A 21,145-nucleotide genomic window follows, 5' to 3' on the forward strand; every position below is an offset into this window, starting at 1 on the left:
CGGATTGGGTTGCAAATAGCTCAAATCTAGAACAAGCGAAGCAGGAGCTTCAGTCTTTCATTCCGCAGCGGAGCTACGGAACGAGGATTAAGCGAAAATCAGAAAACAATCAGCGATCAAAAGCCGGTAATCAATTCCATCAACCCACCGAAAGGCAAGATAGGCTCAATACCATAATACACGGTAAGCAGTGCAAGAATTACCAACGCGCCTTTGTAAAGGAAAGAAGCATCGATCATCTCTGTTTCTTTGTGTGCTTCGCGGAAGTATAAGTACACCATCACTCGTAAGTAATAGTACACACTGGCCGCACTGGCAAGCACACCCACAATAGCGAGTGGAACCATGTTTGCGTTAATTGCTGCTGCAAATACATAGTACTTACCAACAAAGCCTACAAATGGAGGAATTCCTGCAAGTGAGAATAAGAAAAGCGACATCATCACTCCCATCATTGGCTTTTTGAAACCAAGTCCGGCAAGATTGTTGACATCAGAAAAATCAAGACCTTTGTTTCTTTCATAATAAGCTACCACACCAAATGCTCCAACATTCATGATGGTGTAAGCAAACAGATAGAATGCCACAGCACTGTAACCTTCCGGTGTTGCGGCTGACAATCCAACAAGTGCATAACCGGCATGTGCGATACTTGAGTAAGCCAACATTCTCTTGATGTTATCCTGAACAAGCGCAATAATGTTACCAAAGATCATCGTAATGATCGCTACAACAGAAAGCACCGCTTGCCAATCCAATCCTTCAACAGAAGGAAGCGCTCTGGAAAGAACCAGGATCATTGCCATGAAAGTCGCAGCTTTTGAAGCCGTAGCCATGTAAGCGGTAAGAGTTGTCGGCGTAGCCTGGTACACATCCGGCGTCCACATATGAAATGGAACTGCAGATACTTTGAATAAAAACCCGATCAATAAAAGTGCTGCTCCTGCTAAGAATAAAAGATCGCTGCTTGCAGCTGCGCCGATTCCCGGAATACTTGTCGTTCCTGTTGCGCCATAAAGAAGAGCTGCTCCGTAGAGTAAAAATCCTGTAGAGAATGCACCAAGTAAGAAATACTTGAGAGCTCCTTCTGCTCCCTGCTTCTCATTTTTGATCAAACCTGCCATCACATATAAACAGATAGACATAGTTTCCAACCCTAAGAAAAGAGAAATAAGATCGTTCGCTCCGGCAAGACAGATCATTCCTGAAGTTGCGAAAAGGATCATTCCGTACACTTCATTGTAGTTGTGATCAATTCCTTCCAGATAATCATTGGATAAGAAAACACAGAAAAGCGTTCCAAGAAGTATAATTACATTACCAAAAGCTGCAATTCCGCCGTGAACTAACATTCCTGAAAAAGCTTCCTGAAGTGGAGTTCCCAATGACTGGATTCCAAAAAACAGAGCTACGATCAGTGAAAAAGAAGTAACCCAGTACGCCGACTTATGTCCGCTTTTGAGTGCTTCTATCGTAATTACTGCCAAACCGGCCACTGCTGTAATTATACCCGGTAAAAATGCTTGTAAATCGCCTAAATAATCCATTCTCGTAGTTTAAATAATACCTTCTATAGCGTTTGCCAGATCAACATCTTTTTCCGTAACCTTGTCGCCAGCATCGTGTGTTTGCAAGCCTATAGTTACTGAATTGTACACGTTAAAAATTCTCGGATGGTGTGTTTGAAGTTCTGCTTCAACACCAACTCTTACAATAAATGCGAGAGCTTCTTTAAAATTTTCAAACTCAAATTTCTTCCAGAGCTTATCGTCATCAAACCCCCATCCTTCTAAAGATTCTAATGCTGACTTAATATCTTGTTCTGAAAGTGGTTCCATACTTACCTTAGTTAGTTGAGACCATTAAAGATTCTGATTCCGTTTTTTCGTCTACTCCATAAAAAGAATTTGCCCATTCCGGAAGATCTTCAGTCTTAGAAGTTTCCAGTACTGCAAGACTCTTTTCTTTGGATGTAATAATCAATTCAGTAACCTGATTCTCTGAATACTTAGTGAAATTAACCGGATGAATACCTATCCAGAACATGAAGATCACGAGCGGTACTAATAATCCGATCTCACGTGCATTCAGATCTACCAGCTTCTTATTCTCTTCGTTTTCTAATGGACCAAACATTACTCTTTGGAACATCCACAGCATATAAACTGCGGCTAAGATCACTCCTGAAGCAGCTAATATTGCAAATACTTTATTGTCGTACAGTTCAGAGAAGAAAGAACCGTTCAGGATCAAAAACTCACCCACAAATCCGTTTAGTCCCGGAAGTCCGATGGAAGCCAAAGTTGCGATCATAAACATAACTGTGAAGATCGGCATCCTTTTAGCAATACCACCAAAGTCTTTGATCATTCTTGTGTGACGACGATCATAGATCATTCCAACGATAAGGAATAACGCTCCGGTTGAAAGTCCGTGGTTTACCATTTGGATGATCGCTCCCTGAACAGCTACTGTGTTCAATGCGAAAATTCCCAGTACTACAAAACCTAAGTGACTTACTGATGAGTAAGCAACCAATTTCTTAACATCTTTCTGTACCATCGCTACCAAGGCGCCGTAGATAATTCCTATCACTGCAAGTGTTGCCATGTAAGGAGCGAATTCCATAAATGCATTCGGGAAAAGCGGTAAACATACCCTGATCAAACCATAGGTTCCCATCTTCAACATAATAGCTGCAAGAACAACAGAACCCGCTGTTGGAGCTTCGGTATGCGCATAAGGCAACCAGGTATGGAATGGGAAAAGAGGCACTTTAATACAGAATGCCAGCGCAAAAGCCAGGAATAAATACGTTTGTTCTACCAATCCGATTTGGTAGATATCACTTGATAAGAATCTCCAATCCAAAGTGAAGTTAACACCGCTCATTACAGAACCGGCATCGTATCCAACGTAGATCAGACCTACTAACATGATCAGCGAACCAACCAATGTGTAAATAAAGAACTTTAAAGTTGCACGGATTCTGTCGCTTCCACCCCAGATTCCGATCAGGAAGTACATAGGAATTAGCGAAAGCTCAAAGAATACATAAAATACCAACAGATCCAGAGAAGCAAATACTCCTAAAGAAGCTGTTTGAAGTAACAATAACATTGCCAGATAACCGCTCAAATGCTTTGCTACAGAATTCCATGAAGAAATGATTACGATCGGCCCCATGAACGTTGTAAGCATAAAGAGCAATAAACTCAGTCCGTCAAGACCAACCAGATATTTGATATCCAAAGTTGAGCTTATTCTTCCACCTTCGGTGAGATACTGAGCTGCTCCTGAATTCACGACATCAAAATTGAACATCAATGGAAGTGAAATTAAGAACGTAGCACTGGTTACAAGAAGCGCGCTCCACTTTTTCATGTTCTCATTCTTTGAAAGCAGAATAAGGGGAATTCCTAAAAGCGGAAGATAAATGGTGATATTTAGTAGTGTTTCCATCAAGTGTTTGAAGAAATTACGAAATCATTAAATACAGGATGACAATCACCCCGATTACAAAAGCAAGAGCATAGCTTGAAACCACACCGGTTTGCAAGTATCTGAATAAGCTACCGAACAATCGAACCGTTCCGGCAATAGCGTTTACAATACCATCAACAACTTTCATGTCAAATACGGCAAGTACTTTATCAGAGAATTTCACAGTAGGATTAGCAACTAATCCTTCATAAACGTCATCAAGATTGTACTTGTCTTTCCAAACGCTGTACAAACCTCCGAATCTGGAAGCGATCTTAGCATCTGATTCTTCCTGCTGATCGTTATTATACATTCTGAATGCTAACCAAACTCCTGAAATCGCGATCAGTATAGAAACTGCCATCAACACCCATTCAACCCAATGCTCCATTTCTATAATGTAATCTGCGTTTATTTTATACAGCCAGTCATGTAGTAAATTGATGTGAGCAGGTTCGTGCGTAAAAGTCTCAACTATAAAATTCGGTACTCCAAGGAATCCACCAAATACTGCAAGAACAGCCAGTATCCAAAGAGGAGTAGTCATATTCCAAGGATTCTCATGAAGGAATTTTTCTGATCCAGCAGCTTCTTTGATCTTAGTAGGAAGTTTGAATGATCCGTGGAAAGTGGTCAGCGTTAATCGGAACATATAGAATGCAGTCAGGAATGCAGTAATGATTCCAACGCCCCAAAGCATCATGTACACCCAGCTTCCTCCGTCAACGAAACCTGCGTTCATCGTCATTGCGAGAACTTCATCTTTTGAGAAGAAACCAGCCAAAGGTGGAATACCTGCTATTGCTACCGTAGCAATTAAAAAGGTCTTGTAAGTTGACGGCATATATTTTTTAAGTCCACCCATAAAGCGCATATCCTGAGGATCGAAATGGACATCTTTGCCTTCTTTATGCAATCCGTGTTCCACATGTTCCATGGCGTGAATTACCGAACCGGATCCAAGGAATAAACATGCTTTGAAGAATGCGTGAGTAACAACGTGAAACATCGCAGCTGTAAATCCACCTGCTCCAAGCGCCAGAAACATATATCCTAACTGAGAAACCGTTGAGTAAGCTAGTACACCCTTAATATCGTTTTGTGTGATCGCAATAGTTGCTGCTACAATCGCTGTTAGTGCACCAATTACAGAGATAATGATCATCACTTCAGGGATCATCGCGTACATTGGCGACATTCTGGAGATCAGATAAATTCCGGAAGTTACCATCGTTGCCGCGTGGATAAGTGCAGAAACCGGAGTTGGACCTGCCATCGCATCCGGCAACCAAACAAATAATGGGATCTGAGCACTTTTTCCGGTCGCACCTACAAACATCAATAGTCCGATCGCAACCATATACCCTTCAGTAAAACTGTCAAGGTTACCAAGGATCACATCAAAATTTAAACTTCCAACAGTTTGGAAGACCATAAACATCGCGATCAAAAATGCGAAATCACCAATACGGTTATAAATAAAAGCTTTTTTGGCTGCGTCAGATTTTGCCATGTCGGTGTACCAGAAACCGATCAACAGATACGAACAAACACCTACGCCTTCCCATCCCAAGAATAAAAGAAGAAGGTTATTACCTAAAACAAGGTTTAACATCGCAAAGATAAACAAATTCAGATAGGCAAAGAATTTCCAATACCCTTCGTCATGCGACATATAGCCCATGGAATAGATGTGGATCAGGAAACCAACTCCTGTCACAACCATGGTCATCATTACAGACAATTGATCTACACGATAGGCAACATCCACACTGAAAGTGCCAACATCCATCCATGTAAACAATTTATAGATGAGGGCTTCAGAGCCCGCATTCATGTTTATGAAGAAATAAACAGCGATTACAAAAGGTATAAATACTGCCGTGCTGGCAATACTACCAATTAATTGTTTTTTATTTCTGTAGCTCTCAACAAATAAACCTGTCAATCCATTGATCAGGAAGCCCAAAAGGGGAAGAGCAATAATTAGAGAAAACAGCGCCGTAGCGGATTCCATTTAACTTGTTTTAGAATTAAACCCAAAAACCTAAACCTGACGGCTTAAATTGGTTGGCAAAGATACAAAAAAGTACAGGAAGGTAAAGACAATTTTCGGGTAAAATATTGAGTAAGTAATTCCGGGCTTTACAATTTTTTTACAGGAAATTTTAAATAATGGAATGGTTATACTTTTGAAGTGTTTATTCATCTATTATTTTGAGACAAAGAAATTTTAAAAAAAAATATCCATACGTGAATTTAAAAAAGCTAACTAACGGGGTTCGGTATATTGCTGCTCCTGTCCTTGTATTGCTACTTTCTACCTTTTCTTTTGCAGCTGAAACCTCCGGACACGGTATCGACGGAAGTAATTTAAGCCTCTATTGGGTAATTCCTTTTGCAGGAATTCTACTCTCAATCGCGCTCTTTCCACTCTTCGCTGAAGACTTCTGGCATCATCATTTTGGAAAAATATCTGCAGTTTGGGCTTTTTCTTTGTTGATACCAATGGTAATTACATTTGGTTTTAATGCTGCATTATATGAAGTACTCCATGCTTATTTACTGGAATACTTCCCTTTTATCATTTTGCTACTCGCGCTCTTTACCGTATCAGGCGGGGTTAGAATTAAAGGATATCTGCAAGGAACACCTGAAGTAAATACCGGATTATTATTACTCGGTACTATACTGGCCAGTTGGATGGGAACTACAGGGGCTGCCATGTTACTTATTCGCCCTATGCTCCGCGCAAATGCCTGGAGAGAGAAGAAAGTGCACATGGTTGTATTCTTTATCTTTTTAGTAGCGAACGTAGGTGGTTCACTAACTCCATTGGGTGACCCTCCGTTATTCTTGGGTTTCTTACAAGGAGTAGATTTTTTCTGGACTACTACTCATTTATTCTGGGAAATGGCTTTTGTAGCTGCCATACTACTTGTTCTTTATTATTTCTGGGATAAAGCTCTTTACAAGAAAGAGACCAATACGCAACCTCAGGATCCTGGCGATCAACCATTAGGTATAGAAGGTGGATTTAATTTATTACTGCTTTTAGGTGTTGTTGTGGCTGTTCTGTTCTCAGGATTGGTTCACCTAGGAGAATTTGAAGTTTATCATGTTCATGTAACATATGAGAACCTGATCCGTGATCTCGCGCTTCTTTTTCTTGCATGGGCAAGCTGGCACTTTACCTCTAAAGAAAGTCGAGCCGCAAATGGCTTTAACTGGTTCCCGATCCAGGAAGTTGGAAAATTATTCGCGGGTATTTTCATTACCATTATCGCCCCAATTGCTATGCTGAAAGCTGCAAACAATGGCCAAGGAGCTCTACAGTTCGTAAACGATGCTGTATTTGCTGAAAATGGCGATCCGATCAACGAAATGTTCTTCTGGATAACAGGTTTACTGTCTGCATTCCTGGATAATGCACCAACTTATTTGGTTTTCTTTAACGCAGCCGGTGGTAGTGCTGATGTTCTAATGAATCAAATGACACAAACGCTTGTAGCAATCTCCAGTGGTGCCGTATTCTTTGGAGCGCTTACATATATTGGTAATGCCCCTAACTTTATGGTAAAATCTATTGCTGAGCAAAGCGGAGTAAAAATGCCAACCTTCGGAGCATATATGCTGTGGTCGTTTGGTATATTAGTACCGATCTATTTACTAGTCACCTTTTTATTCATTTAAGTGAGCAAACAGCTTAATTATTTATTTAAAGGAGCAGTTTTACTGCTCCTTTTTTGTTCTGCAGAACTTTCTGCTCAGAAACTCCAAAATGTAGTTGTAACTGATTCTATTGAAACTGCATTTCTTCCTGCTTTATCCTTCAACAGTGATTTTGGATTTTTGTTAGGCGGATTAGTTCACCGATTTCATTACAAAAAAGATGTAGAACCATTTCACTCTTTTACTCAGGTTGCAGCTATTGTCTCTACCAAAGGACTGCTTTCCGGATTGTTCGAGTATGACAAACCTTATGCGTTCAATTCTAACAACAGATTCATAAGTCAGATTTATGCGTCCCGGTTTCTACAAGATACTTATTATGGAATCGGCTCCTATCAAAAGATCAATGACTCCTTTAACTCCAATAACAAGTTGTATTCATTTCAATCTTTTTCGTTTGGTGTTGATGCAAGACTCAGAATTCCTTTTTGGGCTAAGAACGAATCATCATTGAATGTGTTAGCTATTCTGAATTTTGATTACACCACTCCGGTTGATAATGGTCCCGATCGCCTAATAACTCAGGAACAACCCCCGGGAATTAACGGAGGACAAACCCTTCACTTAGGAACCGGTTTTATACTGGAAAGTCGAAACAGTGAATTCAGACCTACTAGCGGAAGCTATATCGAAACCACTGCAGAAGTTGGCCAAACATGGTTTGGAAGTTCGTACAATACATTCGTTTTTCAGGCCGATATCAGAAAATACTCTTCTTTCTTCTTACTGAAAGAAATAACCTGGGCGAACCGTTTTTTCACAAAAAATACTTCAGGAGAAGTGCCTTATTGGAAAATGGCTTATGCCGGCGACGAAGAGTCTCTCAGAGGTTACCCCTCAACCCGATTTTTAGACGATAACGTTATTCTGTTCAATACTGAACTAAGGACCTGGCTTTTCAATATTGATGCTTTAGGAGGTGAATTTGGAGGAACGTTGTTTTTTGATGTGGGAAGAACCTATCCTAACGGTGAGTCTTTTGATACTATCTTTAACGATCTGAAATATTCGTACGGACTCGGAGGTACAAGTTCATTTTTCACTCCGGATTTTGTACTCCGATGCGATGTGGGCTTTTCCGAAGAAGGAGTTGGAGTGTACTTTACTGCGGGATATATGTTCTGATCGCCATAAATGGCTCCAATTAAGAATGTTTCAATTATCAATTCCAAACATTCTTAATTGATAATTGAAACATTGATCATTGATTAACAGAGCTGAGCAACCCTCGATTCCTATACATCACATCTTTGGTTCTGTCTTTCAGTAATTCTGCAGCATCCATCAGCAGCGATTCGTTACTTGGAAAAGCCAACTGATTAACCTCAACGCGTTCTTTGGATTCTTTACTTAGTGCCCTTTCGTCTCCGTTAAAGTTAGCTGAAAAATGCTCAAAGAAAGCCGTTACCGAAATATCTTCTCTTTTTACGAGCTGATCGGTTTCAATATTTATGTATTCAATCGTTCCGCCAACAATTCCTTCTTTATACTGACGGGTTTCAGTGACTTCTGCTTCAACAGTAATAAAATTAGGCTCACGCATATCATTCCCAAGTGAATCTTTCTTCACGTTACCGTTTTCGTCAAGCACGTACTTTGTTCCGTCCTGAATTTCTTTGGAATCAGTATATTTTTCTTTGGTGATCTGTTCAGGAGAAACAATGATATCTTTGATATTCAACACAACGAAGTAATCGTAATCCACTTCTTCATCTTCGTACACACTGTATTGGATCCACGTACCATTCAAATCCCCCAAACCAATCTTCCGCAGTTCCTGATCAAAACGCACAGGGAGTACAGATTCGGAATTATTCTCGATCACAAATAAAACCTGATTAGTTCCCTCATATCGTGCCTGACTGAGTTTCGCATCCACATCTTTGTAATTGGAATAAATGGATTTCACCGTCTCAAATTCTCTGTACGCTCTTCTCGCGTTTTCTCTTCCTCCCTTTTCCAGATAATCTATTCCCAAGGCGTATGAGGTTTCCGCGGCTTGCTCTTTGGAGGCGATCAATCGATCATCATAATTCACAATTGTAAACTCTCTCAATACTGCTGATGGCAAAGTTTTGATCTTATCCTGCCTCCGATCTAACCGAACATACAGATCATAGATCTCGACGTAATTTTCCTCTCTTCCCTCCTTTTCCAGAAAGTCGATACGATCCTTATCGAAGTCCTGAGCTTTTCCGTAAGCCTCTTTCAATACATACAACTCCTTATCATTTCCGGGATCTTTACGGAGCTTTTTTACCGATTTGTCGATGGCTTTATCGTATTGTCCTTTTTGCAAGTACTTTTCTGAAGATGCACAAGCCATCAACAATACAATTGAAAACAGAAACAGGATGGATCTCTTAATCATAGCGTTAGTTTTTTTGATTTCTGCTAATGTAATCAATCTCTCATTTACAAAAAAAGCTTTTAAACCACAGAGGATACAGAGTTTATTCTAAATACCTTTCTCTGTGTTCTTTGTGGTTATCTCTTAACAATGCAATTAATTCACTTTTCTATTCTGAACAATTGTTATGCCTTTTCCACATTTCAGGATTGTGACCTTCCGGTATATTTTCGCAAGGATCTTGAGAAGTATAACCCCTGAGTTCATTATAAAGGTTCACCTGAGCTTTAGTAAGAATTTTTAAGGTTTTTAAATGAGCATTGAGATGTACAAATCTAAGTTCACCGGTAATTTCACTGATGTCCATTAGCATTTCTTTTAGTTCATCCTGATCATTTTTTTGCTCAGCAAAAAAGATATTCAATTTCTTTTCCGCACTAACTAGTTCATTTCCAAAAGTAATAGCCTCTGCTTTCATTGCCTTGAATATGACTTTAATTTTTTTGATCTGTTCTTCGGTTAGCACTATCTCTTCTTTCATTTCAAGCAAATGTAACGGCCCCGGTATTCCATTCAACTCTGCCGCCTTAGCAAATCCCCAACCCTTCCCCGCTTTTAATTCCTCGACATCTTTTTCTGAAAGACTCTTGATTGTTCTTTGTTCCTGACCAACATATTCAGATTTCAAATCTTTTTGATGTTCCTCATGTTGAGCAGATATATTTTGAGCTGTTATAAAAGATATAAACAGAAAAGGGATACATAGTTTTTTCATGATCAAATTTATTTCGTGAATACCAAAAACTTATGATTTAGTGGGCTATTTCAAAATATAAAAAAAGCTTTCATCTCTTTTCGAAATGAAAGCTTAATTGAAACATTCTTAATTGATAATTGAAAAATTACCAGCGCAGTAAATTGATCTCAGTCACATCAACCGTAAGGTTATTCCTAAAGATGGCAATGATAATAGCCAATCCAACTACGGCTTCTGCAGCAGCAACCGCTAATGCAAAGAATACAAATATCTGTCCGTCGATGTTTCCGTGAAAACTGCTGAATGAAACCAACGTCAGGTTTACAGCATTCAACATCAATTCCACACACATAAAGATCACAACGGCATTACGGCGAATCAATACACCGATAATACCAATCGAAAACATGATAGCACTAATACCTAAAAACCAATCGATCTCTAACATCTGTTCTACCCTTTCTTAATTTTGTATTGAGCAACCATCAACGCACCAACAACAGCTGCCGTTAATAAGATCGCAGTCATTTCAAATGGAAGTAAATATTTTGTGTAAAGCACATCTCCTGCTTCTTCAACCGTTCCGATCTCTGCCATATTCGAAGAAATCTCAGGAAGCATATCAGTAACTCCCGCAATACTGTAAAAGATCTGTCCTACAACAGCTGCTCCAAGAATAAATGCTAAGAAGTACTTTACTCTGAATTTATCGAAAAGCTTTTCTTCGTCTTCCACATTCAGCAACATGATCACAAACAAGAAAAGCACCATAATAGCACCTGCATAGACAAGGATCTGAATCACTGCCAAAAACTGTGCGTTCAGAAGCAGATAAATTCCCGCCAATGAAACCATATTGATAACAAGGAAAAGCGCACTGTTAACCACGTTCTTGTTGATCACCATAGCAAGTGCTGATCCGATGGCTAAAACAGCTAATAGTATAAATAGATAAACGATCATAATATCCTATAAAATTGGAGTGCAAATGTAGCACTATTTGCTTCCGTCTTCAAGACTAAAACAATGATTATTCGTTAAATCCAGAAATAAATTAGTCCGGCTCCACCAACTAACCAGCAGTAGTAGGCAAAATAGTGAAAACCTTTCTTCTTCAGGATCACGATCAGATACTTCAAAGCGTAATATCCTGAGATGAATGCAGTAAAAAATCCTACTAACAAACTTGTAATCTGAACAGCGTCAACTCCAACCTCCATCAGATCCAGAATCTGAAGAAGCATTGCTCCACCGATCACGGGAATCACCATCAGAAAAGAAAAATTCGCAGCGTCTTCTCTTTTTACTCCAAAATAAAGCGCCGCTGAAATTGTAGAACCTGAACGACTGATACCCGGAATCATCGCAAAAGCCTGAGCAAGACCAATAATAAAACTTCTGCCAAGCGTGACTTCTCCATCTTTTTCTTTAGCGAACTTGGTTAGAAATAAAATAAATCCTGTTACAACCAGCATGATGGAAACTAAAAACGGACTATCGAAAATAGATTCCACGCTGTCTTTAAGTGTAAAGCCGACAATGAATGCCGGAATCATACTGATCAGCACAAACAAGATCATTTTAACATTCGGGTCGTCCTTCTTCTCTTTAGGAGCGGCTAAAAAGCTTACTCCGGATTTCAAAATATCCCCGATCAGTGCTCGATAATAAATTAAAATGCTGCAAAGTGTTCCAAAATGAACTACGATTTCAAAAGTTAGTCCAGCTTCGTTATTTTCCCCGAGGAAATATTTACCCAATGCAAGGTGACCTGAGCTACTTATTGGCAGGAATTCGGTGAGTCCTTGTAGCAGTCCTAATAAAAAAGATTGTAAAATGTCCATGTATTATATTTGATGGCTTTTTGGAAGGCGAGAAATTAACCATATCATCAGGAAAATTATAACGGAATATTAAGAAATATGAGCGAAATGGCTGTAGACATGAAAGCACTCGGTGAAAAAATCGAAAAGAGCAGTGCTTTTATCGAAGATATACGCAAAGAATTGGACAAAGTAATCATTGGTCAGAACTATATGATCGACCGCTTACTGGTTGGTTTGCTCACCAATGGACACGTTTTACTGGAAGGCGTTCCCGGTTTGGCAAAGACTTTAACCGTCTCTTCTCTTGCAACGGTGCTGAATACAGATTTCCAACGAATTCAGTTTACACCTGATCTTTTACCTGCAGATTTGATCGGTACATTGATCTACAATCAGAAAGAAGCCGAGTTCCTGGTTAAAAAAGGACCCATTTTCGCAAATATAATTTTAGCTGATGAGATCAACCGTTCTCCGGCAAAAGTTCAGAGTGCACTTTTGGAAGCGATGCAGGAAAAACAAGTGACCATTGGCGAAAGTACTTTTAAATTGGAAGAGCCATTCCTTGTACTCGCCACTCAAAACCCTGTTGAGCAGGAAGGAACGTATCCGTTACCGGAAGCTCAGGTGGATCGTTTTATGCTGAAACTGAAGATCGGCTACCCGACTGAAGTAGAAGAAATGGAGATCATGCGTCGTATGGCTCGCACAGGTCCAAAGCCAACGCTTGATACCGTAGTGTCTACTGAAAAGATCATGGATGCCCGAGCGGTGATTAACGACATCTACATGGATGAAAAAGTTGAGAAGTATATTGTGGATCTGGTTTTTGCTACCCGAAAGCCGGCTAACTACGGACTTAAAGAACTCGAAGACCTGATCAGCTTCGGTGGATCACCTCGAGCTACCATAAATCTGAATTTAGCTTCCAGAGCACAGGCATTCATGGAACACAGAGCGTATGTCACTCCGGAAGATGTTCGTACCATAGCGATGGATGTGCTTCGTCACAGAATCATCCCAACCTTTGAAGCGGAAGCGGAAGACATCAGCCCGGAAGATATCGTTGAGAAGATCATGGGAAGTGTGCAGGTTCCTTAGGGTTTTTGATTAGTGAATAAGTGATAAGTGAATAGTCAGCTTATATGAAAAATATACAGGTTATTGACGGTGCAGATAATTGCACTTATGATATATTTGCTGTTTCAGAAGAAGATTTTGATACACTCTTTCCAAAACCAAACCAAAATATCGAGTTTATCGAGGATGTTGTTGACAGAATCGGAGAGCAAAAAATCAGAGACTTAAATTCACGTCTTTGGAACAACCGAATTCTTAAAGAAGATGTAAACGGTATACACGGCACACTTTTCTATCAGCTTTTGTCTAAAAAGAAATATTATCCTTCTAAAATAGACTTACAGGACTAGCCAGCAATCTAACTAGCTCCGCACGCTCTGCGTCGGAGCTTTTTTAATTTTTCATGCACTAACTAAAGATTCCACTATTGGCAACTCATATAAGTTTGTTAAGATAATCCCCCTTTGAAGGGGGCTCAAAATCTCGTCCAGAGATTTTGCGGGGGATGTCCTAACAGAATGCTGTGAAGTTTAACAATTCGTAAACTTCACACATCCCTCGGATCATCCAAAGTAACTGTTTGGATGATCATCTCCCTTCGAAGGGAGATTTAGATGCGTTTCTAACTAGCTCCTCACGCCCTGCGTCAGAGTTTTTTTATGGGTAAGTTTATATGATTAATATTATTATGATTTTAAATTGACTAAAACTTATCTCCCATCAAATTTCGAATTCCTGATATCAAAGAAATGCACAAACTAGTCATTCCTTTCCTCCTGATATTTTTTACGTGTGACTCGAATCATAAAAATGGTAATTGGATCAAAACATTTGGAAGCTCTTCTCTAACTGAAATAGTTACTCAATCCATTGATAAAGATGGAAATATTATTGTTGGAGGAACTTATACCGGGGAAGAAACTCAATTTGGAAATACAACATTATCTTTGAATGGTTCTATGAACGCTTTTCTTTTAAAGTTTGATTCATTTGGAGATCAGATTTGGTCAGTAAAGTTTGGGCAAAACGGAATAGTTTCTATTCAAGATATTGACACTGATGAACAAGGAAATATTTATGCATTACTTGAATTATCTAAATCACCTTTAACCGGAGAAGAAGGCAAAATGAACTTCAATAATTCTACAATAAAGGGTAATGGGAGGACTCCTTTTATAGTTAAGATTTCCAAAATTGGAAAAATTGAATGGGTTAAAGAGTTTTCAAACTATAATTATGTGAAGTTTAATATCGTCAGAGTGTGGAATGAAAATCTATATGTGGGAGGGGGCTCAGACATAGTGGATGAGTTCATATCTAAACTTAGTGATTCCGGTCCAACTTTTTTATCTGGAAAAGCCATATTTCTCAAGTTTGACTTAAATGCTAAAATTCAGAAAAATTACATTTTAGATGGTAACTACTTAGGTGAAATTACAGATATAGAAATTTCTAAAGAGGGTAAAATATATTTATCTGGAAATGCCTATTGCCCTGAAAAACTCACATTTCCTTTTGATCAAGATGAGTGTTTAGGAAATATCGCCATTGATGGTAAGCAATTAATCTTTAAAGGTTATAGCAATGGTTTTATTGCTAAAATAGAAAATGATAAATTTTTCGACTTAAAATTAATCGGTAATGATGATTACACAAGTCATACAACGCGTGGAATAACTTTTGACAAAAATAGTAATTTATATATCACAGGCAGCTATAAAGGAAAAATCCAGTTGGGGAATATAATTTTGAATAGTGATAAGAATGAAAGATATAGAATCAAAAACAACACTATTTATTTTACAAAGCTCGATTCGAGTTTTAATTATGTTTGGGGTCTTACTACTAAAGGTGGCTCAGGGTCGGATTATATTTGGGACATGTTAATCAACGAAAATAATCAATTAGTTGTAGCCGGAGATTATTTTGAACAAGTTAATTTTGGTGAATTTTCACTAGGAAAAGTTACAGAAGAAGTTGGTAAGAGAGGTATGTTCATCGCTGTTATAGACAGTAACGGAAATTATCAAAAGGTAATTTCAGATAATTCTGAATATAGTAGTAGAGCAATAAACGTTGATACTTTAAATGACGGTTCGTTTATTATTTCCGGTGGTGTTGATGGTAAAAGCAACTTGAATGGCATAAAATTTGGACTTAATAAAGGAAGAAATGCTTTCGTATCTAAGATTTCACTATTCGATTAAATCATATCCTTTACTACTCCTTTTACTTAAAAATGTAAAGATTGCACTATTGGCAACTCTTGTAAATTTTGTTAAGATAATCCCCCTTTTTAGGGGGCTCAAAATCTCGTCCAGAGATTTTGCGGGGGATATCCTAATAGAATGCTGTGTAGTTTAACAACTCGTAAACTTCACGCATCCCTCGGATCATCCAAAGCAACTGTTTGGATGATCATCTCCCCTGCCTACCGGACAGGCAGGCTTCAAAGGAAATTTAGATGCGTTTAGTATTCTTCTGTGATTTGGAGTTTTCTTTAAGAATCTCAAATTATATAATTGTTGAAAATGATTTGTACCGCTCAGCGTTTCTGATGTTAGATAATCTACCCACAAAAATTGTCTTGTTTTTAATTCTGCCGATTTCAGAAAAAGTCTCCAACTACACCGACCTTTAGAATTATTGGCGAGCCAAGAACGTAATGAAATCGACGGCTCCGAAGGAGTAATCATTACACTCAGGATGATTCGTTAATGTGTATCATACGAACGAAGACCTTTTGTAATGATTAGTCGATGTAATGGAGTTCGCGCCAATAATTCTTGTCGGGAGCTTTTGGTACTGGAGCCTGTGCTGAGGAAGCTCAGTATCGGCACAAAAGTACACAGAGCCAAGGAAAGGAATCCTATAAAAAGGCATAGCTTAGCACAAGGCTACCTACTTTTGTCTTGATACAAAAGTAGCAAAAGATCAAGCCGAAGTATTTAAGACGGGTTCACTGATCCTGCGCTGAATAATCCTAAAGGTCTTCGTGCATTCTGAGGAAATTATTAGGCTCTTCACCAGAAAGGATTATTCCTGCTTCGCAGACGCATCCGGATCACGCTCTCTTCTCCGTCTTAAATACTAAGGGCGAATTTTTCAATAAATATCACTAATAAACTGTCAACAAATTACATAACATCTAGAAGAGGGAGCAACTTCATTCCGTTCGCAGGTGGAGGTAATTACAAAAAACAAAAAAGGCATCCAAACTTAATTGGATGCCTTTTTAAAATCTGAGACTAATCAGCTAAATATTATTCAGCTGAGTCTTCGTCAGTGTCTTTTTTAGAGCTCTTGCTTGTAGACTTTTTAGCAGCAGCTTCTTTTTCTTCTGCTTCCATTTTGTCTTTAAGAGCAGCCAGTCCGGACATCTCACCTAAAGTAGGTGCACCGGTTTCAACATCAGCAGCTTCGATCTTCTTCTTAGCTTCTTTTGCTTTCTTCTGGTCTTTGTCTAACTGACTCAAGTTGATGCTTTTTGCCTCTTCGTTAAAGTCGAGTACAAATGCTTCTACTTTGTCGCCTTCTTTGAATTCAGGCTCAACAGCTTTTCCGTAGCTTAAGAATGCTTCAGCGCCAAGAGGTAATTTCACAAAAGCACCTTTGTCAGTTGCTTTCACTACTTCACCTTCAACAGATGCGCCAGGAGCGTATTCTTTAGCATATTGTGTCCAAGGATTATCCTGAACTTGCTTATGACCCAAAGTAATCCTTCTGTTATCGAAATCAACACCAAGAATCACAACTTCGATTTCCTGATCTTTCTTAACAATCTCGTTCGGATGCTCAACTTTTTCAGTCCAGCTTAAGTCAGAAACGTGGATCAAACCATCGATACCTGGCTCCAGCTCAACAAACACACCGAAGTTAGTAAGGTTTCTGATCACACCGTCATGCTTAGAACCAACTGGGAATCTTTCAAGGATATCAGCCCATGGATCGTTAGTCAATTGCTTAACACCAAGAGAAATTTTCTTCTCATCTTCGTTGATGTTCAACACGATACATTCAACAACGTCATCTTTCTGAACTAATTGAGATGGATGCTTGATATGCTGTGTCCATGACATTTCACTGATGTGAATAAGACCTTCAACACCTTTCTCAAGTTCAACGAAAGCACCGTAGTCAGCAATAGAAACCACACGACCCTGTACTTTGTTTTCTTCTGGATACTTAGCATGAATTTCTTCCCACGGATGCGGTTGTAATTGCTTCAGTCCAAGAGAAACACGTTTGCTCTTCTCATCAAAGTCGATAACAGCAACGTTTAATCTTTGATCCAATTGAACGATCTCATTTGGATTGTCAACACGTCCCCAAGAAAGGTCAGTGATGTGAAGAAGTCCGTCAACGCCACCAAGATCGATGAATACACCGAAATCAGTAATGTTTTTAACAGCACCTTCAAGAACCTGACCAGCTTCGATCGTTTCAAGAATTTCTTCTCTCTGCTCTTCAAGATCACTTTCAATAAGAGCTCTGTGAGATACAACGACGTTTTCTGCAGCCATGTTAAGCTTCACAACCTGGAATTCCATGGTTCTGCCTACATAAGCATCAAAGTCACGTACTGGACGTACATCAATTTGTGATCCCGGAAGGAACGCATCGATACCGAATACATCCACAACCATACCACCTTTAATTCTACGCTTGATGTAACCTTCAATAATAGTAGCTGATTCGTGAGAAGCTTCGATTTTCTCCCACGCTTGCAGGATATCTGCTTTTCTTCTGGAAAGGATTAACTGACCGTCTTTATCTTCAACGCGATCAAGGAATACATCTACTTCGTCACCGGGAGCCATGCTCTCAAGTACAGAATTAGGGAATTCATTTACTGCAATGATTCCTTCTGATTTAAATCCGATGTCGATAACTACATATTTGTCGTCAACAGATGCTACACGACCTGTAATAATTTCTTTTTCTTCGATCTGATTGAGCGTATTCTCATACATTCCCATCATTTCGTTGTACTCGTCATCAGTATATTCATCTGATGGACTAGCTAATTGGTCGTAAGTGTATACATCACCTTCAACTTCACCTGTAAAAACGTGAGTTAAAGTCTCAGCAGTTTCTTCGGCTGTAGCTTCAGTTTCTGTAGTTTCTTCTTCGGCTACTGTTGTTTCTGTTTCTTCAACAGCTTCAGTTGTAGTAGTTTCTTCTTGTTCGGTTTCTTGTTTATTTAATTCTTCGGTCATTATAAGTTTTGTTAATGTTTTACCTCACAACTGGCTTTCAACTGTGGGATAAGGTTATTGTTTGTTTTGTGGCATTATCTGCCGGATTCGTTCTGCGATCTGTGATACCTGCTCTTCAAAACTAAGTTCCGAAGTGTTAATCAAGATGGCATCGTCTGCTTGTTTCAGCGGATCAGATGCTCTGCTTGAATCAGCATTATCTCTGGATTCAAGATTTGATTTGATTTCCTCTAACGAGGCATCTAAACCCTGAGATTCCATTTCAGCTAATCGTCGCTTTGCTCTTTCATGGAGATCAGCAACCATAAAAAATTTAAGTTCTGCATCCGGAAACACTGCTGTTCCCAGATCTCTGCCGTCTGCTATATATACTCCGGTTTCAACTTCAGCTCTCATCAATTTATTTATGTGAGACCTTACCATTGGATCGGAAGCTACTTTGCTTACAGCGTTAGAAACTTTCATTTCTCTGATTTCATCAGACACTTCTTCCCCATTCAAAAAAGAATGGAAATTTTTATTTTTGAAATAAAATGAAATATCACTTTCTTTCAGGCGATCAAAGAACGAGGTTCCATTATCAAGTGATTCTAAATAGACGAGGGTTGCTACTCGATACAACGCTCCGGAATCCAAAAATTGGATCTGAAGTTGCTCGGCAATTGCCCTAGCTGTTGAACTTTTTCCCGACCCTGCAGGCCCATCGATTACCACTATCATAATAGAAAGGCTAAATTAAACTTATTCCCGGAAATATTCAATCAAATGTTGAATAATGTTTTACATTCCCGTAATTTTGGTGACTGAAAAACTTTACATCAAATTCGACTATAAGTCATGCCACAAACTAAACAAGCGATTAAACGAGTTCGCCAAGCTGAAAAAAGTAAGAAGCACAACCGCGCTCGTAAATCAAAAATGAGAATGCTTATCAAAGACGTAATGACCGCTACTGATAAGAAAGAAGCAGAAAAGCTGTTAAAAGAAGCTGTTTCTTACGTTGACAGAATGAGTGTTAAAGGCATCGTTCACAAAAACAATGCTGCACGCAAGAAAGCCGCTCTTACTAAGCACGTAAACAGTTTATAAGATCTTTATTTGATGGCCAACTCCCGATCTAAAGCACTTTTAGTAATTTTAGATGGATACGGGTTGGCCGAAGATCCTTCTGTCAGCGCAATAGATAAAGCTGACAAGCCTTTCTTAGATCATCTTTTTGCAACGTATCCGAATACTCACCTCTCAGCGAGCGGAGATAATGTTGGATTACCCGAAGGACAATTTGGCAATTCCGAAGTAGGACACCTTAATATTGGTGCGGGAAGAATTGTACGTCAGGAACTCTCAAGAATAAATCTCGCCATTAAAAATGGAGATTTTTTTGAGAACGAAGTTCTTCTAGAAGCAATTCAAAAAGCAAAGCCCAAAAACAAAATTCATCTTTTTGGGCTTTTTTCGGATGGTGGTGTTCACAGCCACAACCATCATTTGTTCGCTCTTTTAGAGCTTTGTAAAAAGGAAGGCATTGAACATGTGTATGTACATGCTTTCACGGATGGAAGAGACACCGCTCCGAATGGAGGAAAAAAATACGCTCAGGAATTCAACAAAAAAGCTGAAGAGATCGGCGTTGGTAAATTAGCTTCTGTTATTGGTCGTTACTATGCTATGGACCGAGACAACCGCTGGGAACGCGTTCAACTGGCTTATGATCTTTTAGTAAATGGTAAAGGAGAGATTTTTGATAGTTCTGATGAAGCTTTTGATTCTTCTTACTCTGATGGAGTAACTGATGAGTTCATCAAACCCATTCTTTTAGACAAAAATTCTGAGTCCAGAATTGAAAAAGATGATTCAGTAATTTTCTACAATATCAGAGGCGACAGAGCCCGAGAAATTTCCAGAGCACTAAACGAGCAAGAGTTCAATGAATTTGAAGTCAATGATCTGAACCTTCATTACGCTACCTTCACTTCTTACGATGAGACTTTTGAGTTTGCAAACGTAGCATATCCACCACAAGAATTAAAGAATACATTGGGAGAATGGGTAAGTAAGCAAGGGAAAAAACAATTCCGGATTGCTGAAACTGAAAAATACCCGCACGTAACTTATTTCTTTAATGGTGGCGTTGAAGTTCCCAATGAAGGCGAAGACAGGCTGGTTATTCCAAGCCCAAAAGTAGCTACTTACGATCTGCAACCTGAAATGAATGCCGATCAGGTTACCCAAGCTCTATGTGAACGTCTTGAGTCTGAAGAGTATGATCTGGTAATCCTGAATTTCGCCAATCCCGATATGGTTGGGCACACAGGAGTTATGGAAGCAGCCATCAAAGCTGTTGAGACCATCGATAAAGAATTAAAAAAGGTAATTGATACTGCAAATGCACACGGTTATACATCTTTGATCATTGCTGATCACGGAAATGCAGATCAAATGATCAAACCTGACGGAAGTCCTCATACCGCACATACAACTGCGCTTGTTCCGGCTATTTTAGTAAATCATCCCGAATCACCAGAAATGCATCCGGGAATACTTGCTGATGTCGCTCCTACCCTCTTAAAATGTATGCAAACCGATCAACCTGAAGAAATGTCGGGAACTCCTCTTTTTTAATCCCATTCTGTCTGCATTTTTTTTGCAATTAGCTACACGCCCTGCTACATTCAAAAAAGAATGAACTAAAGTTATGTCA

General features: G+C 39.2%; 18 protein-coding genes. 7 read left to right on the forward strand and 11 right to left on the reverse strand.

The features are described from left to right. Nucleotides 1-116 precede the first annotated feature (116 nt). From A8B79_RS02965 to nuoL, 4 genes are read right to left on the reverse strand one after another with little or no spacing between them, the layout of a single operon-like run. Entirely contained in the window at nucleotides 117-1,547 is a 1,431-nt protein-coding gene (locus tag A8B79_RS02965; protein WP_066217788.1) for an NADH-quinone oxidoreductase subunit N, read from the reverse strand. A gap of 9 nt (nucleotides 1,548-1,556) precedes the next feature. Next, nucleotides 1,557-1,838, reverse strand: coding sequence for a 4a-hydroxytetrahydrobiopterin dehydratase (locus tag A8B79_RS02970; RefSeq protein WP_066217791.1), 282 nt, complete (start codon nucleotides 1,836-1,838; stop codon nucleotides 1,557-1,559). A gap of 7 nt (nucleotides 1,839-1,845) precedes the next feature. Beyond that, entirely contained in the window at nucleotides 1,846-3,462 is a 1,617-nt protein-coding gene (locus A8B79_RS02975; protein WP_066217794.1) for a complex I subunit 4 family protein, read from the reverse strand. A 16-nt stretch (nucleotides 3,463-3,478) separates the two neighbouring features. Further along, entirely contained in the window at nucleotides 3,479-5,500 is a 2,022-nt protein-coding gene (gene nuoL, locus A8B79_RS02980; RefSeq protein ID WP_066217795.1) for an NADH-quinone oxidoreductase subunit L, read from the reverse strand. Between the two features lie 236 nt (nucleotides 5,501-5,736). Between nuoL and A8B79_RS02985 the strand changes: the two genes are divergently transcribed. Further along, nucleotides 5,737-7,176, forward strand: a complete 1,440-nt coding sequence (locus A8B79_RS02985) for a sodium:proton antiporter (RefSeq protein ID WP_066217797.1) — start codon at nucleotides 5,737-5,739, stop codon at nucleotides 7,174-7,176. Further along, complete coding sequence (locus tag A8B79_RS02990) at nucleotides 7,177-8,340, forward strand: BamA/TamA family outer membrane protein (RefSeq protein ID WP_066217799.1); 1,164 nt, start codon at nucleotides 7,177-7,179, stop codon at nucleotides 8,338-8,340. A 76-nt stretch (nucleotides 8,341-8,416) separates the two neighbouring features. Here the strand turns inward: A8B79_RS02990 and A8B79_RS02995 are convergent, their stop codons facing one another. The 5 genes from A8B79_RS02995 to A8B79_RS03015 form a co-directional block, all read right to left on the reverse strand. Next, entirely contained in the window at nucleotides 8,417-9,586 is a 1,170-nt protein-coding gene (locus A8B79_RS02995; RefSeq protein ID WP_153038332.1) for a tetratricopeptide repeat protein, read from the reverse strand. 148 nt (nucleotides 9,587-9,734) lie between these two features. Beyond that, nucleotides 9,735-10,340 (reverse strand): hypothetical protein, encoded by a 606-nt coding sequence (locus A8B79_RS03000; protein WP_082894042.1) that lies wholly within the window; start codon nucleotides 10,338-10,340, stop codon nucleotides 9,735-9,737. Between the two features lie 127 nt (nucleotides 10,341-10,467). Next, the gene (nuoK, locus tag A8B79_RS03005) at nucleotides 10,468-10,770 is read right to left on the reverse strand and encodes an NADH-quinone oxidoreductase subunit NuoK (RefSeq protein WP_066217801.1); all 303 of its coding nucleotides are present in this window, start codon (nucleotides 10,768-10,770) and stop codon (nucleotides 10,468-10,470) included. A gap of 5 nt (nucleotides 10,771-10,775) precedes the next feature. Further along, the gene (locus tag A8B79_RS03010; RefSeq protein ID WP_082894043.1) at nucleotides 10,776-11,285 is read right to left on the reverse strand and encodes an NADH-quinone oxidoreductase subunit J family protein; all 510 of its coding nucleotides are present in this window, start codon (nucleotides 11,283-11,285) and stop codon (nucleotides 10,776-10,778) included. Between the two features lie 74 nt (nucleotides 11,286-11,359). Then, on the reverse strand, nucleotides 11,360-12,166 hold the full coding sequence (locus A8B79_RS03015; RefSeq protein WP_066217805.1) for an undecaprenyl-diphosphate phosphatase: 807 nt from the start codon (nucleotides 12,164-12,166) through the stop codon (nucleotides 11,360-11,362). An 87-nt stretch (nucleotides 12,167-12,253) separates the two neighbouring features. Here A8B79_RS03015 and A8B79_RS03020 point away from each other — a divergent pair, with 87 nt between their 5' ends. From A8B79_RS03020 to A8B79_RS03030, 3 genes are all read left to right on the forward strand, one after another. Beyond that, complete coding sequence (locus A8B79_RS03020; RefSeq protein ID WP_442855445.1) at nucleotides 12,254-13,246, forward strand: AAA family ATPase; 993 nt, start codon at nucleotides 12,254-12,256, stop codon at nucleotides 13,244-13,246. Nucleotides 13,247-13,290: 44 nt separating this feature from the next. After that, nucleotides 13,291-13,575 carry a hypothetical protein gene (locus A8B79_RS03025; protein WP_066217810.1) on the forward strand — a complete coding sequence of 95 codons (285 nt, stop codon included), beginning with the start codon at nucleotides 13,291-13,293 and terminating at the stop codon, nucleotides 13,573-13,575. 609 nt (nucleotides 13,576-14,184) lie between these two features. Further along, nucleotides 14,185-15,432, forward strand: coding sequence for an SBBP repeat-containing protein (locus A8B79_RS03030; protein ID WP_161485129.1), 1,248 nt, complete (start codon nucleotides 14,185-14,187; stop codon nucleotides 15,430-15,432). Nucleotides 15,433-16,488: 1,056 nt separating this feature from the next. On the opposite strand, the gene rpsA is transcribed toward A8B79_RS03030, so the two are convergent. Together rpsA and cmk are read right to left on the reverse strand one after the other, a co-directional pair. Beyond that, the gene (rpsA, locus tag A8B79_RS03035) at nucleotides 16,489-18,444 is read right to left on the reverse strand and encodes a 30S ribosomal protein S1 (RefSeq protein WP_066217815.1); all 1,956 of its coding nucleotides are present in this window, start codon (nucleotides 18,442-18,444) and stop codon (nucleotides 16,489-16,491) included. Between the two features lie 54 nt (nucleotides 18,445-18,498). Then, nucleotides 18,499-19,164, reverse strand: a complete 666-nt coding sequence (cmk, locus tag A8B79_RS03040; protein ID WP_066217817.1) for a (d)CMP kinase — start codon at nucleotides 19,162-19,164, stop codon at nucleotides 18,499-18,501. A 117-nt stretch (nucleotides 19,165-19,281) separates the two neighbouring features. On the opposite strand from cmk, the gene rpsT reads away from it, so the two are divergent. After that, on the forward strand, nucleotides 19,282-19,533 hold the full coding sequence (rpsT, locus tag A8B79_RS03045; protein ID WP_066217819.1) for a 30S ribosomal protein S20: 252 nt from the start codon (nucleotides 19,282-19,284) through the stop codon (nucleotides 19,531-19,533). A gap of 12 nt (nucleotides 19,534-19,545) precedes the next feature. Further along, nucleotides 19,546-21,066: a 2,3-bisphosphoglycerate-independent phosphoglycerate mutase gene (gene gpmI, locus A8B79_RS03050; protein WP_066217820.1), complete on the forward strand. Its 1,521-nt coding sequence runs from the start codon at nucleotides 19,546-19,548 to the stop codon at nucleotides 21,064-21,066. Nucleotides 21,067-21,145: the final 79 nt, after the last annotated feature.

The sequence above is a fragment of the Balneola sp. EhC07 genome (assembly GCF_001650905.1).
Classification (GTDB): Bacteria; Bacteroidota; Rhodothermia; order Balneolales; family Balneolaceae; genus Balneola.